Below are 15,316 nucleotides of genomic sequence, written 5' to 3' on the forward strand. Positions count from 1 at the left end.
GAGCAGGGGAGACAAGGGGGACAAGGAGGACAAGAGGGAATTATTGAACAAATGCCCAATGCCCAATGCCCAATGCCCAATTACGAATTAGTTCTAATTTTCCAATTGACTTTTAAATATCCAGGTTCAATGTGGGTAAAGTGTTTGCTCAATTGCTGATGTGCTTTTGGTAGCGCGTGGAACGGAATTGATGCGTACAAATGATGCTCTGCATGAAATGGCATATTCCACATGAAAAATCGTACACACCAGAGTGTGAGCGTTGTGCGGGTATTAGTGAGCAGATTTGCATCAAGAGTGCAACCTGTATGTTCTGCTAGCAGAATGAAACGGAGAATTGGCTGACCGACAAGCATAGGTAACAGCCAATAGAGGAAAAACCAAGGCTGATTAACTACAATTGAAAGAGCGATCGCACCTGCATAAATACCTAATTGCCAACGTGTAGAACGAATAACTTCGGCTCGTGCTGCTTCTGGGATAAATGGAAAATTGTCAAATCGACCAGTGGCAACTTGAAAATGCCCCTGTATTTTACCCCACCACCACGGTAAACCGCTAATTATCAACAAGTATTTGCCCAGGTTACTCGGTTTGGGATCGGTCAATTCTGGATCTTTGTCAGGAACGCGAGTGTAACGGTGATGCCATTTATGATAACGGCGAAAAAACGTACTGTTGTAAAATGAGAGCAAGCCGGAAAACCAAGCCACAGCATCATTCAAACGATTGTTAGCGAAAGCTGTTCTGTGAACGCATTCGTGCATTGGTGCAAACATCGAAGCCAGACTGAAACCGTAGATTATCAGTGCTGGTATAGCCACTGACCAATTACCAAAGTTTGTTGCCCATAGGTAGCCACTGCAACCCATAACAGTGAGATGAAAAACTAGTTGAACTAGCCCTTTGCTGTTGGAGCGATCGTTTAGAAGACTTAATTCTTGTACACTAAGAATTTTACAGAGGTTTTGCTTATTATCAGCTTTGTCATCTAATAATTCAGATTGAATAATTGCGTCATTAGACATAATTTTAATTAGGTCAGTGTGAATAGTTGCGCGTAGGTTGCCTTTTAACTCCTCAATTCTGACTAGACACTGTGAATTTAACTGACCACACCAGCGCGAAAAATTTGTTCGGCGGTTAAATTCAATTCTGGGAAAGTTGGTGATTGGATACGGTCATTGCCTCGAAATTTATTAATTAGATACTCACCTTCTTCTAAACAGCAAACCAAGATAGTAGGTTGTTTTGGCTTGCCAATGAATTCTCTACCGCCTAATGCGGCATAATCAACAATCCAATATTCAGGAATTCCCATTTCCTCATAATCAGCGTATTTTTTATGGTAATTATCACGCCAATTAGTACTCACTACCTCCACCACTAAAGGAATGGATGCAGCTTGACTTACAGTAGATGCTTTTTTCCATAGAGGTTCATTTATTAAATTAGGTTGATTTAGTATAAGGACATCTGGTGAATAAGCTGATTCGTTTTCAATTGGTTTGACAAATACTGTTTTTGGGATGAGATAGAGAAGATTTAAGCGGTCAAATTCTACACTCAGTTTTCTGACCAAAAATCCTGTAACCTCTTGATGATCGCCTGTTGGTTGTACCATCTCAACAATTACTCCATCATGGAGTTCATAACGTCTTTGTGGATTGTCTGGGTACTGAGCAACAAATTCGTCGAATGTAACTAGTTTGCGTAAAGCTTGAGTCATGGCTTTATTCCTCTAAGCAAAACTGATATGAGCGTGAAAGAGGCAGGAATTAGGGAAAGTAGATAGAGAACAAAGACTTATTCTAAGCATATTGCAATTCAAAGACTTGTTCAGCCTTTGAACTCTGTTAACAAGTATTTGAACCGGATGAATCTACCTCTGAGCTCCGTTAACCTAGCTTTTTTACGAAATATTTTACTTCCTTCAATCTCAAGTGTTACACTACGGCTCTTCGATGTTTGGAGACTGTAGTTGGTGCGATCGCATCAAACACTAGCCCAGGCGATCGCAATCATAGTAAAGTTAAACAAGTTAAAAATTCACTTCTGCCTTGACGTTTCGGTGTTTCGCGCAGTCTGTAGCAGCTTCCGTCTTCCCTGTAAGAACTTCTGCCTTGACGTTTCGGTGTTTCGCGCAGTCTGTAGCAGCTTCCGTAGTAACCAAGTATTAATATAGGAGGATAATCTAACTCCAAATTAAGACATAGGTGCAGGTGAGCAATGCCCACCCTACTTTAGCTCTTTTTTATAACGTCTACCTGCAATTAACTCCCCTAGACAATGCTGCCTAAATTCATCCCCCTTTTCTGCAACGCCAGAATTTCTTCCATGCTCCTCTACTGGTTTAACTCTCCCTCTTCTCTCGCCGTTCTTTGAGTTTCAGCATAATTTCTGCGTGCATCTCGCGGGTAATTGGGTAAAAATACGTTAAAATTAAACCAAAAATCAAACAAACTGTCGGTATGGGGCCAACAGCAACGCGAATAGCAAACAGTGCCGATTCCGGTTGCATCGGTAGTGGTCTTCCGGCTATAGATTCTTTAAAACCGGCTACTTGCAAAGCATTTCCTACCAAAAATAGCCCCAAAGCCAAACCAAATTTTTGCAGTAAAACCATGAACCCATAAAAAATGCCTTCTCTGCGTTGTCCAGTTTGGAGTTCATCTAATTCAATCACATCTGGAATCATCGACCAGGGAATTAGATAAGCTGTGGATACACCAATACCAGCCATGACAGCCATCACATACATCAAAACTATTTGACCAGGGCGTAAGAAAAATAGTCCGGCAGCTGCTATAATCCACAAACTCATTCCCATAAAATAAACAACTTTTTTTCCGATTTTTTTACTCAGCGCCCCCCAGACAAATAGCATCAATAAGGCAGTTCCTTGAACTGCAATCAGTACTGGAGGCACATCTGATTCTTTTATACCCATATAATTGACTACAAAATAGGGAATAATGCTGGCTGTAATCTGCACACCTAGCCAAGAAAAAAGATATATACCAATAACAAATAAAAAAGGTCGGTTGCTGAAGACAATTTTTAACTGTTCAAAGAAGGGGAGAGATGCAGGTTCTTCAGTTTGGATGCGTTTGGCTTCAAAAGCCAAGATGCGATCGCGGACTCCAAAAACGCACCAATATAACCCTAAAATTGAAATTACAGTACAAATTGCTGCTAAAACCAGATATCGTTGTTGGCGATCGGCAATCAGTGAAAAAACAATTTGCGTTAAAATCAACGACAGAATACTGCCACCAATGGAAAATGTAAAACGGTAGCTGTTAAGACTAGTGCGTTCGTCGTAATCTTGAGTTAGTTCTGGAGTCATCGCCGTATAAGGCAAATTCACAACCGTATAAAAGGACTGAGATACAATCCCAATCGCTACGTAATACCAGAACAGCGGCCAACTATTCTCACTCTGATTTGCACTAAATTGCGGTACAGTCCACTGCAAGAAGAAGAAAATTCCAAAAGGGATTGCTCCATAAAACATCCAGGGAAGACGACGGCCCCAGCGACGAGATTTCGTTTTATCAGTCAGGAACCCCACAAGCGGATCGTTTACGCCATCCCAGATTTTGCCAATCATCAAAATAGTGCCAGCTAAACCCGCAGGGATACCAGCGACACTGGTAAAGAAAATCAGTAGATAAAAAACGGAGATATTTGCAGTAATTGCCGGGCCTAAATCTCCTGCGCCGTAAGCCAGCTTCGTTTTTAAGTCGAGTTTTTCACTCTGAGGATCTAGTTGGGCATCGCCATCAGCAGCAGAATCGTTCATAATAACTTGCACTCATACTAAAATAAAAAGTTTGCATAGGCGTAACCCGCACTTTGGCAAACTCAGTGACCAGAAAGAAAAAGGTACAAGCCCCTAAATTTATTTATGGGCTTAGTAAATTTTTGACTTTTGACTTTTGACTTTTGACTTTTGACTTCCCCGTTCGCGCAGCGTCCCGTAGGGAAGGGGTTGATCATCGTAGACATCGCCTTCAATACTAGCTATCTACAACTCCCGTTAGACTTATGCCAGACCTTTATGTTTCTTGGTCAGATTATCACCAAAAAATTGAACAACTGGCTATTCAGATTTATAAATCCGGTTGGGAATTTAACCAGATTATCTGTCTTGCCAGAGGAGGACTACGAGTTGGAGATATTCTTTCCCGTATATACCAGCAGCCACTGGCAATTTTAGCAACCTCATCTTACAGTGGCACTGGTAAGCAAGAAAGAAATAATTTAATTTTCTCCCGCCACTTGACGATGACTGCCGAAAAGTTAGGTTCGTGCATTCTCCTAGTGGATGACTTAGTAGATTCTGGAATCACACTCCAACAGACTATACCTTGGCTCAAGCAAAATAATGATTCCCCAATTGAGGAAATTCGCACTGCTGTTCTTTGGTATAAAGCCTGTTCAGTTCTAAAACCCGATTATTATGTCGATTATTTGGCTGATAACCCCTGGATTCACCAACCTTTTGAACACTACGAGCAGATGAACCTCAGAGAACTTGCGGCTAAGGTAAATAAAGTTAGGAGTTAGGAGTAATGAGTAAGAAACTATTAATTCAAAACTCCTAATTCCTAACTCTTAACTTCTAACTCCCCAAATTTCGGACTCCACCACCCTTTTTGCGTACTAAAATAAGCCACATCTTTATGTTTGGTATCCTGACGCGATCGTGAGTCAGAACATCGCAACATTGTCTTACTCTGCCCCTCTTTGATATAACTGTACTCTTCCAGAGGTTTCTTACATACCGGGCAGGGATATGCTGTCATCTTCACAGGAGGCTTTTGTTGATTCTCAGCCTGGACTGCTTTAGTTTGTGGTGGCTGCCAAGTTTTGTTAAAGTCGCTCCAAAATAGTACGACATCACAGCCTTTTGTGCATTTAAGGAAATATTTCTTTTTGACCTTAGTACTCGGAATTTTGGCGAGAAAATTTTTGCATTCAGGACATCGCGTCTTAGAAGTTTCATATTTGCGCTCGCTTATGGCATTAGCTTTACCTGTTGAGGAACTTGCAACTACAGTTTTAGCTTTGGAGAGCGCTGGTACAAAATAATTCTGATTCCAACTAGTTAAATAATGCTGCCAAGAGTTTTTTCCTTCGGAAATCGCATCAAGGGCATCTTCCATTTTCGCTGTGAATTCCGCCTCTAGTAAATCCGGCAGTGCTTTGAGCAAAAACGCATCAACTTCTAAGCCTAACGCTGTCGGTTGCAGATGGTCTTTTTTCAACTCGACATAGTTTCGTTTTTTTAAGGTAGCAACAGTAGGAGCATAAGTACTTGGGCGACCAATTCCTTTACGTTCCATCAATTGCACTAATTTTGGTTCACTATAACGCGGTGGTGGCTGGGTCTGCTTCTTCTCATGTCCAGCATTCTCCAGTTTCAATCCTTGTCCTTGTTGTAATGAAGGTAAAATACTATCCTTGCTGAGATTGTTCCAGTACCGGGCATAACCGTAAAATTCAATTACTTGCCCTCTGGCTGACCACAGTAGAGAACCAGATTGAGTAATCACCAAAGTTTTACGCAATTGGGCAGCACGACACTGAGAAGCAATTGACCGTTTCCAAATCATTACATACAGATTAAACTGATCATCAGGAAGTTCAGAGCGCAATTGAACTGAGGGGCGAAACACATCCGTTGGACGAATTGCTTCATGTGCTTCTTGAGCAGATTTGCTACTGCGATGCTTGGCGACTTGCGGCGGTACATTCTGCGGATCATTTTGCTCCAACCATTTACGAGCGCTGGCACAAAATTCTGGACTCAGCATTACTGAATCTGTTCGCATATATGTGATAAGCCCTGCTTCATACAGCTTTTGGGCCACAACCATAGTTTTATCAGGAGCAAACCTCAACTTTGAACCGGCTGCTTGCTGAAGGCTGGAAGTTGTAAATGGTGGAGGTGGCTGGCGGTTAACGATTTTTCCTTCAAAATGAATCACCTGATGAGGATGTCGCTGTGCTTCTTCAACTAAACGTGTAGCCTCTGCTTCGGAAAGAACACGTTTAGATTCCGGTGTTTCTGGACTATTACCTACTTTCGCATCATCATGAGTTTCAGTTTCTTGTTCTGCTGCATCTTTTGCAGAATCGACCGTACCTTTGTAAAAGGCTCGAAATCCTTCAGCATAATCTACCCAGACACTCCAGTAATCTTGGGGGACAAAAGTCAGAATTTCGTTTTCTCGTTGACAAATCAGGTGTAAAGTCGCGCTTTGGACTCTACCAACACTCTTAGCACCGTTATTCAATGCCCAAACTAAAGGACTACCTTTATAACCTACCAACTTATCTAAGCAATCTCGGCATAACCCAGCACCGATTAAATTTTGGTCTAGCTTTTTAGGATTAGCGATCGCACTCTGCACTGCCGATGCTGTAATCTCAGTATAAATTACTCGTTTCGGTTCCCTTAAACCCAGCGTTTCTTTGAGATGCCAAGCGATTGTCTCGCCTTCCCGGTCTGGGTCAGTTGCTAAGACAACTTCATCAACCTGCCTCACCGCAGACTTGAGCTTCTGGATTGTTTCTTTCGCTCGTTGGTCACGCGGGACGTAATTGCACCGAACATTACTACCATCCATGACGAAGCCCAAGGAATCGTCTCCTTCATTGCTGAGTTCTCGGATATGACCACAACTTGCGAGAACTTTCCAATCCGAACCCAGAATTTGACTGAGTTTTTTGACTTTTCCGGGAGACTCGACCACAAGCAGGCGTTTGATCATAGCAACTGCATTCTTGATTCTGAGCAATAAACTGGCAATTGCTTTTGAGCGATTGCCTATCTTCGTCATTTGGATTTTCTAGAATACTGTACCAAAAAGCTTTGGCAATTGCTTAACTCAGTTTACAGGTAAATGCTGTCTGATTGTGCGATCGCTGTTGCAACTGGCTCAACTACTATAATTTTAGGCTCAACAACCTAGTTAAACAAGAGAAAATCTTTAGCAAGATCCCGCAAGGTGTGCCGGCTACCCTTCGGTAATGCCTAAAAGTGAATCGACGACTAAAACTTTCTAAGAGGACACAAAAGAATGCTACTCTGTGTTTCTTGTACTTTCCAGAGAAAGATAGAAGTTACAATCAAAGTCATGAAGCCAATGCTTATAGGACTAAATGACTATGCGAATTAAGGAAATTTCTGTCAGTGGCTTATTTGGAATTTTTGACCATGTGATTCCATTGAATATAGATGAACGGATCACCATCATTCATGGCCCAAATGGTTTTGGAAAAACAGCGATATTAAGAATTTTGAATAGCTTTTTTAACTCACGATACTCAGAGTTGAGAGCTATCCCATTTAAAAAGTTTCAAGTTGCATTTGATGATGGTAGTAGTATTGAAATAATAAAAAATACTGAGAATGCAGAGGAGTCTGAAAATAAGAGTATTGTTTTCAATTTTTATCAGCCTGATTCCGAAGCAGTTTATTTTTCTCTAAAGTCACCAAAGATTCGCTCTGATAGAGGATTTCCGATTATACTTGAAGATTCTGTTATACAAGAAATGCCTTATACTCTAAAATCGCTGGATAATCGCATTGGAGAAATTACTTTTTATGAACAAGCTCTAGAAATTGTTGATAATTTATCGTCCTCAAACTTGAAGTCACAAGAAGCCCCTCCTGATTGGCTAGAAAAGTTGCAAAGCAACGTTCATATTCGCCTCATTGAATCACAACGGTTGCTTAATTTTGTTCCTAAGCGTTCTTCCAGACGGTCTGCTGAAACACCTTCAATGTTGTCAACTGTGTCTGCCTATTCTGATGAACTTGCTAAACTGATGCAAGATAAATTTAAGGAATACGGTACAACATCTCAATCTCTTGACAGAACTTTTCCAGTTAGAGTAGTTAAGCAACAGCCATCCACAGATTTAACAGATGAACAACTTCGTCATCAACTAAATGAACTTGAAGCGACTCGCTCTCGTCTCATAGAAGTAGGTCTTTTGGATAAAGATGAAGATACGGAATTTCAAATTCAGCCTCAAGATATAGATGAAAGTACCAAAAATGCTTTGTCAGTATATGTTCAAGATGTAGAAAAAAAGTTGAGTGTTTTTGCTGAAATAGCAAGCAAGATTGATTTATTAAGAAAAATTATTAATAATAAGTTTGCCTATTCCTACAAAGAGATAAACTTTAGTAAAGAGAAAGGATTCGTTGTTACAACAAGTCATGACTCTCCATTATCTAATTCAACAACTCTTTTACCAACAGATTTGTCATCGGGGGAACAGCATGAGTTAGTTCTTCTATATGAACTACTATTTAAAGTTCACTCTAATTCTTTAGTTTTAATTGATGAGCCTGAATTATCTCTTCATGTAGGCTGGCAAGTTCAGTTTTTAAAGGACTTACAAGACATTACACAGCTTGCAGATTTAAATATATTAATGGCTACTCATTCACCAGATATTATTCAAGACCGCTGGGATTTGACGGTTGAACTGAAAGGGCCACAAAAGTGAGAGATTTTCTAACAGTTGACCGTATTGCTAACCAAATACGATTACGACGAAGCACATATACTGGAACTTTTTTATTAGTGGAAGGAAGTTCTGACAAAACTTTTTATAAGCGATTTGTTGACCAATTAGTTTGTGAGTTAGTCGAAACATCGGGAAAACCCTCTAGTAAGCAGCGTGCTATTGAAATCTTAAAAATTTTGGAACAATCAAATTTTCAGGGAGTTTTAGCGATTGTTGATGCAGATTTTGATCGTCTTGAAACTTTCTTATACACCAGTCATAATCTGCTTTGCACCGATAGCCATGACCTTGAAACAATGCTGATTAATTCACCAGCATTTAACAAAGTACTTGCTGAATTTGGTTCTGAAGAGAAAATTGCTCAGTTTAATCGAGACGTAAAATTAGTATTACTTGAAAATGGTATATCGGTAGGTTATTTGCTTTGGATCTCTAAATGTGATGGATTAAATCTAACCTTTGAGGGTATTACATTTAGCAAGTTCATTGATGAGCAAACTCTGCAAATTGATGAACCCAAGCTGATTCAGGAGATTAAGAATAAATCCCAAGCTTTCTCTTTGGACGAAAAAAATCTGCAAAAACGGCTAAGGAGTCAGAAAAGCAATAACCACGATCCTTGGCAAATCTGCTGTGGTCATCATTTGGTGGAAATTCTGTCGCTTGGTTTACGCAAAGCACTTGGTTCTAACAAAGCTGCTGATGTTGAACCGAACAGTCTTGAGCGTAGTTTGCGGCTTGCTTATGAAGAAATCTACTTTCAGCAGACACAACTCTACTTGGACATTCGTAAATGGGAAAGCAATAATCAGCCATTTAGGGTTTTGCGGAATGGCACATAAATACCAAATTCGGAAACTATGTACAATATTGTTATTTTTGACGCGCCAGCGTTTGAAGAGTGTTAGTGTCAGTAGAAGTCAGGCGATCGCACTTCCTTGTTCTCTATCAGGTTGGCTTACAGCAGTAATTAGCAAAAATTGATGCTGTCCACGCCAAGCAATTCTCATGGAGATGGTTTGCGATGTCTACGACGGGCTACGCCTACGCACTACAAAGTGATGTCAAGCAACTTTAACTGAAATGTATTGCTGCATCAGACTCGGCTTTGTATAGGTTAAGCTTAGGTAGATATTTACGAACGGTTAATCTTAAATTCAAGAGTAAAAAACCCGACTTTTTGAGCAAAACCGGGTTTTTAAGTAATTATTAATTTATTTCTGAGCAGTACAACAGGGCAATAAAGGCTTGTTTACAACATCTTTTATGTCTACTGAATTTAACAAATCTTCCCAATATTTCTCAACTTCAGGATCGTTAGGACGCTGGCGGCGTAAATTAGCTAAAGTTCTCAGAGCATCTTCCCAAAATCCGGCTGTGGCAAATAAAACTGCCCGATCTAAGTCTGTGTTTGGTTGATTTAGCTGAAGAGACAAGTTTTCATCTTGCGATCGCACAATTGTACCTTCTACATAAGAGTCTTTATCGCGATTATTAGGATCGCAAATCATCGAAAAAGTCCAATTATATTCTTTACCGATTTGTAGAGATGGCTGATCGACAGGTACATTTACGCTAACAATACCATTTTGCCCAACAGGTTTGAAAGTTCCCTTATACAATGGGTCAATGTTATCACCATCCCGCAAAACAAATTCTAGTGCTTGCACTGTTGTAGAGGTTTGAGGAACGTAGAAAAAGAATGTGGGACGTTCTGCTGTAGTTCGTTGAGCTTCCTTATCTGTTGGTGTCAGGGGAATAAGGTATTGTCCAGTTTCAAAGCAACTTCCCCGCGTTCCTGCTGACCTTACTCTACCAGGTCTACCTGGGACAAAGGCGATACGATTTCTACTGCTACCGCGTTGAATATAACCAGTAACATTTCTAATTGCAACAGTAGCATACCTATCTCCAGGACGTAGCCGCTCTGCTTGCTGAAAATTCAATAAAGCTTTTCTATAGTTTCTCCGTTTGGTTTCATTATAACCAAGCTGCATATATTGGGTGTAAGCAGATTTTGCTTGTGCCAGTTGGGAAACTGACTCTATTGCCAAAACCTGAGTAATACTTACAGGCTCGAAGGGCAGAAATGCTAAAGCAGCAAGCAGATAACTTGCCCAAAATCTATATTTCATGATGTTTATGTTTACTTGTAGTACATTGTTTGGGTGTATATAATACAATAGCTTAAGCTTTACAGTGACAAGACTTTATGTGTGCTACTTTCTGGGAAGGCTGAGGTAGTATTGTAATTTTTTTACAACAAAATTCCCAACTTTTTTAATAAGTCGGGAATCTTAACCTTTGGATTTTCAGTAGTCTAAAGTTGATAGACTATTAGCTTTTGCCTATTCCTTAATAGACATCTGGTGAAATTAAAGATGCGTTATCCAGAACCCTTGCAGAGACGTAGCACTGCTACATCTCTACATTATTTCTCACTCATATTTTTAATGAGGTATAGCCAATTGTTCATCGGCTACCTGAACATGATCGGCAACAATTTTGCGGAATACATCACCTTCAATTGTTTCCTGTTCTGCTAGCAAATCTACTAAACGCTCCAAAACTACGCGGTTCTCTTGCAACAGTTCTTTGGCTTTAATGTAGGAATTGCTAACAATTTCGCGCACTTGTGAATCAATTTTGGCAGCAATTTCCTCAGAATAGTCTGATTTATTCATCCAGTCGCGCCCTAAAAATACCTCTGCACTCTGGTTTTCCAAGGACAATGGGCCTAATTCTGACATCCCGAAGCGTGTCACCATCTGCCGCGCCATCCCTGTGACGTGTTGCAAGTCATTGCTTGCACCTGTGGTCACTTCTGGCTTCCCAAAAACAATTTCCTCAGCGGCGCGACCACCCAAAGTAGCAGTAATCCGGGATTTGAGTTGGGAACGGGAAATTAACCCCTGTTCTTCGTTAGGAGTAAACCAAGTTAATCCTAGTGCTTGTCCCCGTGGAATTAATGTAACTTTCTGCACAGGGTCATGGTCTTTAAGCAATGTACCTACTAAAGCGTGTCCAACTTCATGATAGGCAATCAAGCGCTTGCTCTTGCTATCTACTAAGGCGGTACCTTCCATACCTGCAACAACTCGGTCTACAGCAGCATCAATTTCTAAAAGGGTGACAGCTTCTTTACGTCTTCTAGCGGTGAGAATAGCGGCTTCGTTGAGTAAGTTAGCTAAGTCTGCGCCAGTAAAACCAGGAGTGCGGCGAGCGATCGCTTCTAATGATACGCTAGGATCGATTTTCTTATTGCGCGCGTGGACTTTCAAAATTTCCAGTCGCCCTTTGAGATCGGGTGGATCGACCATTACTTGTCTGTCAAAGCGTCCCGGTCTGAGCAATGCTGTATCTAAAACATCTGGGCGGTTAGTGGCTGCAATAATAATGATGCCTGTGTTACCTTCAAAACCATCCATTTCGGTAAGCAGTTGGTTGAGGGTTTGTTCGCGCTCGTCGTTACCGCCACCGATCCCAGCACCCCGTTGTCTACCTACTGCGTCAATTTCATCGATAAATATTAGACAAGGGGCATTATCTTTGGCTTTTTTGAAGAGGTCGCGCACACGAGATGCACCCACACCAACGAACATTTCCACGAATTCCGAACCGGAAATACTGAAGAATGGTACACCTGCTTCACCTGCGATCGCTTTTGCTAGTAAAGTTTTACCAGTACCAGGGGGGCCAATTAACAGCACACCTTTAGGAATCCGTGCGCCTACAGCAGTAAATCTTTCCGGCTGTTTCAGGAAAGTCACAACTTCTTCGAGTTCTTCTTTAGCTTCTTCAACCCCGGCGACATCTTCAAATTTCACTCCAGTTTTTGCCTCCATTTGGAAGCGAGCTTTGGATTTGCCGAAATTCATCGCTTGGCTAGAAGCATTAGTAGAGCGCCGGAGGAACAATAGCATTAAAGCTACCAGTGGCAAAATCCACATCAAATTAATCAACAGTCCAACAGCAGCTCGACTGTTAGCGGAAGAAACTTCGCCAAAATCAACATTCTTGTCTTTGAGAATGTTGACTAACTCTGTGTTTTGCGCCAAAAGTCTCACCTGTTGCGGTGGTGTATTATCTTTTTGTCCCTTGAGATAAACCTTTGCTAGCTGTTCGGTTTCGTCAAGCTCTACTTTCTCGACTTCTCCCGCCTTCACTTTCTCGATCAAGTCACCATAATTTAGGGAGGTGGTTTCTGCTTTTTGTGCCATGACAGGAGTACTTCCAAAAATTCCTGGCAACATAATCAGACTAGCAACGATGCCTACGGCGGGCTGCGCCAACGCACCAAACCAAGCAACGCGCTTTGAGGATTGCCTTTTTATCAATGCTTTTTTTCCTAAATTTGTCATAATAATTACCCTTTGTCTGCTGGCACAAGTTAAGCGCTGGTTTTATGCCTATTCTTCTATCAAAAATTGTAATAACTGGAAATTACACTTTTCTTATCTAGTCTAACTTGCACACAAGGGACTGGGGAATGAGAAGCAGGAGAGAAGGAAGTTGCAGTAAGTTTTTCCCTCTACCCCTTTGCATGTCTGCCTCTTATGCCCAATTCCCAATCCCCAGTCCCCTCGATCTTAATTTGACACATTCCAGCATAAATCGCTAAGATAAACATAGTCATAACGATTCCGCTTTTTAAGAAATCTGATAATAGTAGCTAGTTAGTAGTTTGTGGGTTAATTATGGTGAAAATTATTGGCATTGGTGGTAGTTTAAGACCCAATTCTTATACCCAGGTTGCTTTAGAAGTTGCAGCGCAAAGGGTTGAAGCTGTAGGTGCAGAGGTAGAAATTCTCGATTTACGGCAGTTGCAGCTACCATTTTGCACTGGCGCAAAGGAGTATCCAGAGTATCCAGATGTTCAGCGGTTGCAAGATACAGTTAGTCAGGCTGATGGGTTAATTTTAGCGACACCTGAGTATCATGGTGGCGTTAGTGGTGTCTTGAAAAATGCCCTGGATTTGATGAGCTTTGACCAACTGTCTGATAAAGTGACAGGATTAATTAGTGTCTTGGGTGGTCAGTCTAATAGCAACGCCTTAAATGACCTACGGCTAATTGTCCGTTGGGTTCACGGTTGGGTGATTCCCGAACAAATTGCGATCGGACAAGCTTGGGGTGCTTTCAGTCCTGAAGGCAAACTAGTAGATGAAAAGCTTTCTCAAAGATTCGATCAATTTGCTCAGAGTTTAGTTGAGAATACTCGCAAGCTGCGAGGCGTAAATTAGTTAGTAGGGTGGGCAAAGCTTGGCCTACCCTACTCACCTTAATCGTGGTGGTGATTCCCAGCTAGTTGGGGATTAATAGTCTAATAGTAATGCTTTAAATGACCTACGGGTAATTATTCGTTGGGTACACGGTTAGGTGATTCCCGAACAAATTGCGATCGGACAAGCTTGGGGTGCTTTCAGTCCTGAAGGCAAGCTATGCTATATAGGGCAAACCTTTAATATGGCTCTCTGAGAGGGTGTAAGGGGATCTACACGAATGGCTGTGTCTCAGGTAGTGCTAACTGGTAAATTTGACGCAACTGATCTAAATTACTCACATTGGTAGATTTGAAACAAAGAAAAACCGAAAGCGGTAATGCAATCGGATTGCCTCAAACAGAGCCAGTATGCAATGGATATCTAGGTAACTGGATGGTTTCTATTCAGTTTATGGGCGAGTCTAAATTTGTTATTTGTGTAGGAATGGTGGCGGGATTACCCTTGCGGAGGTTTAGATGAATGTAGTAAAGCGTCGTATCGGTCTTGAGCAAGAATTTTTTCTGGTAGATGAGGCTGGTAACTTAAGCGATCGCGCCGATGAGTTTTTGAAAGATTGTCACTTAATGGCGCAAAAGCAAGGTTTAGACCCAAAGTACTTTGTGCCAGAGTTCGTCAAAAGCATGGTAGAAATTAACACACCTCCTGCTGACACTGGTACAGAACTAGCAAAAGTTTATCTCAAAAATCTCAAATTGGCGCTTTGTGTGGCGCGACAGATGGGTTTACGCCTTTACCCTCTGTCTAGCTATCCTTTGCATATTACACCAGTTATGCGCGATCATCCTAATTACCATATCCAAGCGCGGACTGTCGGCTATGAGAAATTCTTGCACGCCGCCAAATGTACAGGTACACACCTGCATTTGGAAGTCCCGCCTGGGGTAATTGACCCTAGTGTTACAGTCTCCTACAACTCGACATCAGCAGAGCGAGAAGAACTACTAAATATCTATAATTTAGCTACAGCTTGCGACTCAGCACTCATATCCCTGACGCGGGCGTGTCCCTATTATGAAGGACAGGCGATTGGGCTAGCCGCGCACACAATTCGTTATCGAGGTAGTGAAACCTTTGGCTGGGAAGGAGTTTACACTCATTTACAGTCTGTCGGCGGACTCATGCCTTATGCATTAAGTGTAGAGGGTTTAGTTGAACAGCACTTTGCTCGTTACTATGCTTGGTTGCAAGCGATGGAAAAAGCCGGAATTGAACCAAACCTAATATCAGAAGCAGAAGTTAGCTTACTCAAGTCAGCTTGGAATCCAATTAGACTCAACAAACTCGGCACTGTTGAAATTAGATGTATAGATAGTAACTATCCATCGGTAACTTTAGCTGTAATTACATTGCTTGAGAAGGCAGCTAATCGAGTCAGGCGGGAGAAGTTAACGGTTAGACCAGCTAAAGGAATGCAGATATTTGAACTATAGCGGTTCCTGATTGAGTGCAATACAGTATGGGATAATGGAGTATATTAA

11 protein-coding genes and 1 pseudogene are annotated in these 15,316 nt (G+C 41.4%); 6 read left to right on the plus strand and 6 right to left on the minus strand.

The genetic code is table 11. The annotated features are described in order from the left end of the window. Nucleotides 1–80 precede the first annotated feature (80 nt). The 3 genes from ACFE93_RS30415 to ACFE93_RS30425 form a co-directional block, all read right to left on the minus strand. Entirely contained in the window at nucleotides 81–1,028 is a 948-nt protein-coding gene (locus ACFE93_RS30415; protein WP_375479170.1) for a fatty acid desaturase family protein, read from the minus strand. Nucleotides 1,029–1,105: 77 nt separating this feature from the next. Next, a complete protein-coding gene (locus ACFE93_RS30420) occupies nucleotides 1,106–1,729 on the minus strand; it encodes a Uma2 family endonuclease (protein WP_375479172.1) in 624 nt (207 codons plus the stop codon). Between the two features lie 624 nt (nucleotides 1,730–2,353). Then, nucleotides 2,354–3,805 carry an MFS transporter gene (locus ACFE93_RS30425; RefSeq protein WP_375479174.1) on the minus strand — a complete coding sequence of 484 codons (1,452 nt, stop codon included), beginning with the start codon at nucleotides 3,803–3,805 and terminating at the stop codon, nucleotides 2,354–2,356. A gap of 245 nt (nucleotides 3,806–4,050) precedes the next feature. On the opposite strand from ACFE93_RS30425, the gene ACFE93_RS30430 reads away from it, so the two are divergent. Beyond that, nucleotides 4,051–4,572, plus strand: a complete 522-nt coding sequence (locus tag ACFE93_RS30430) for a phosphoribosyltransferase (RefSeq protein WP_375479176.1) — start codon at nucleotides 4,051–4,053, stop codon at nucleotides 4,570–4,572. Between the two features lie 41 nt (nucleotides 4,573–4,613). Here the strand turns inward: ACFE93_RS30430 and topA are convergent, their stop codons facing one another. Beyond that, complete coding sequence (gene topA / locus ACFE93_RS30435) at nucleotides 4,614–6,782, minus strand: type I DNA topoisomerase (protein WP_375479190.1); 2,169 nt, start codon at nucleotides 6,780–6,782, stop codon at nucleotides 4,614–4,616. A gap of 397 nt (nucleotides 6,783–7,179) precedes the next feature. On the opposite strand from topA, the gene ACFE93_RS30440 reads away from it, so the two are divergent. Together ACFE93_RS30440 and ACFE93_RS30445 are read left to right on the plus strand one after the other, a co-directional pair. After that, complete coding sequence (locus tag ACFE93_RS30440) at nucleotides 7,180–8,532, plus strand: AAA family ATPase (RefSeq protein WP_375479178.1); 1,353 nt, start codon at nucleotides 7,180–7,182, stop codon at nucleotides 8,530–8,532. Then, nucleotides 8,529–9,395 carry a DUF4435 domain-containing protein gene (locus ACFE93_RS30445; RefSeq protein ID WP_375479180.1) on the plus strand — a complete coding sequence of 289 codons (867 nt, stop codon included), beginning with the start codon at nucleotides 8,529–8,531 and terminating at the stop codon, nucleotides 9,393–9,395. The genes ACFE93_RS30440 and ACFE93_RS30445 overlap by 4 nt, the downstream gene beginning before the upstream one ends. 372 nt (nucleotides 9,396–9,767) lie before the next feature. Here the strand turns inward: ACFE93_RS30445 and ACFE93_RS30450 are convergent, their stop codons facing one another. Both ACFE93_RS30450 and ftsH read right to left on the minus strand, forming a co-directional pair. Beyond that, nucleotides 9,768–10,688, minus strand: coding sequence for a DUF928 domain-containing protein (locus ACFE93_RS30450; protein WP_375479182.1), 921 nt, complete (start codon nucleotides 10,686–10,688; stop codon nucleotides 9,768–9,770). Nucleotides 10,689–11,003: 315 nt separating this feature from the next. Then, a complete protein-coding gene (gene ftsH, locus ACFE93_RS30455) occupies nucleotides 11,004–12,914 on the minus strand; it encodes an ATP-dependent zinc metalloprotease FtsH (protein WP_375479184.1) in 1,911 nt (636 codons plus the stop codon). 336 nt (nucleotides 12,915–13,250) lie between these two features. Between ftsH and ACFE93_RS30460 the strand changes: the two genes are divergently transcribed. From ACFE93_RS30460 to ACFE93_RS30470, 3 genes and pseudogenes are all read left to right on the plus strand, one after another. Beyond that, the gene (locus ACFE93_RS30460) at nucleotides 13,251–13,796 is read left to right on the plus strand and encodes an NADPH-dependent FMN reductase (RefSeq protein ID WP_375479186.1); all 546 of its coding nucleotides are present in this window, start codon (nucleotides 13,251–13,253) and stop codon (nucleotides 13,794–13,796) included. 79 nt (nucleotides 13,797–13,875) lie between these two features. Then, a pseudogene (locus ACFE93_RS30465) lies at nucleotides 13,876–13,995 on the plus strand (NADPH-dependent FMN reductase); the annotation flags it as partial. A 298-nt stretch (nucleotides 13,996–14,293) separates the two neighbouring features. Beyond that, nucleotides 14,294–15,268 carry a glutamate-cysteine ligase family protein gene (locus ACFE93_RS30470; protein WP_375479188.1) on the plus strand — a complete coding sequence of 325 codons (975 nt, stop codon included), beginning with the start codon at nucleotides 14,294–14,296 and terminating at the stop codon, nucleotides 15,266–15,268. Nucleotides 15,269–15,316 lie beyond the last annotated feature (48 nt).

It is taken from the genome of uncultured Nostoc sp. (assembly GCF_964247315.1).
GTDB lineage: Bacteria > Cyanobacteriota > Cyanobacteriia > Cyanobacteriales > Nostocaceae > Nostoc.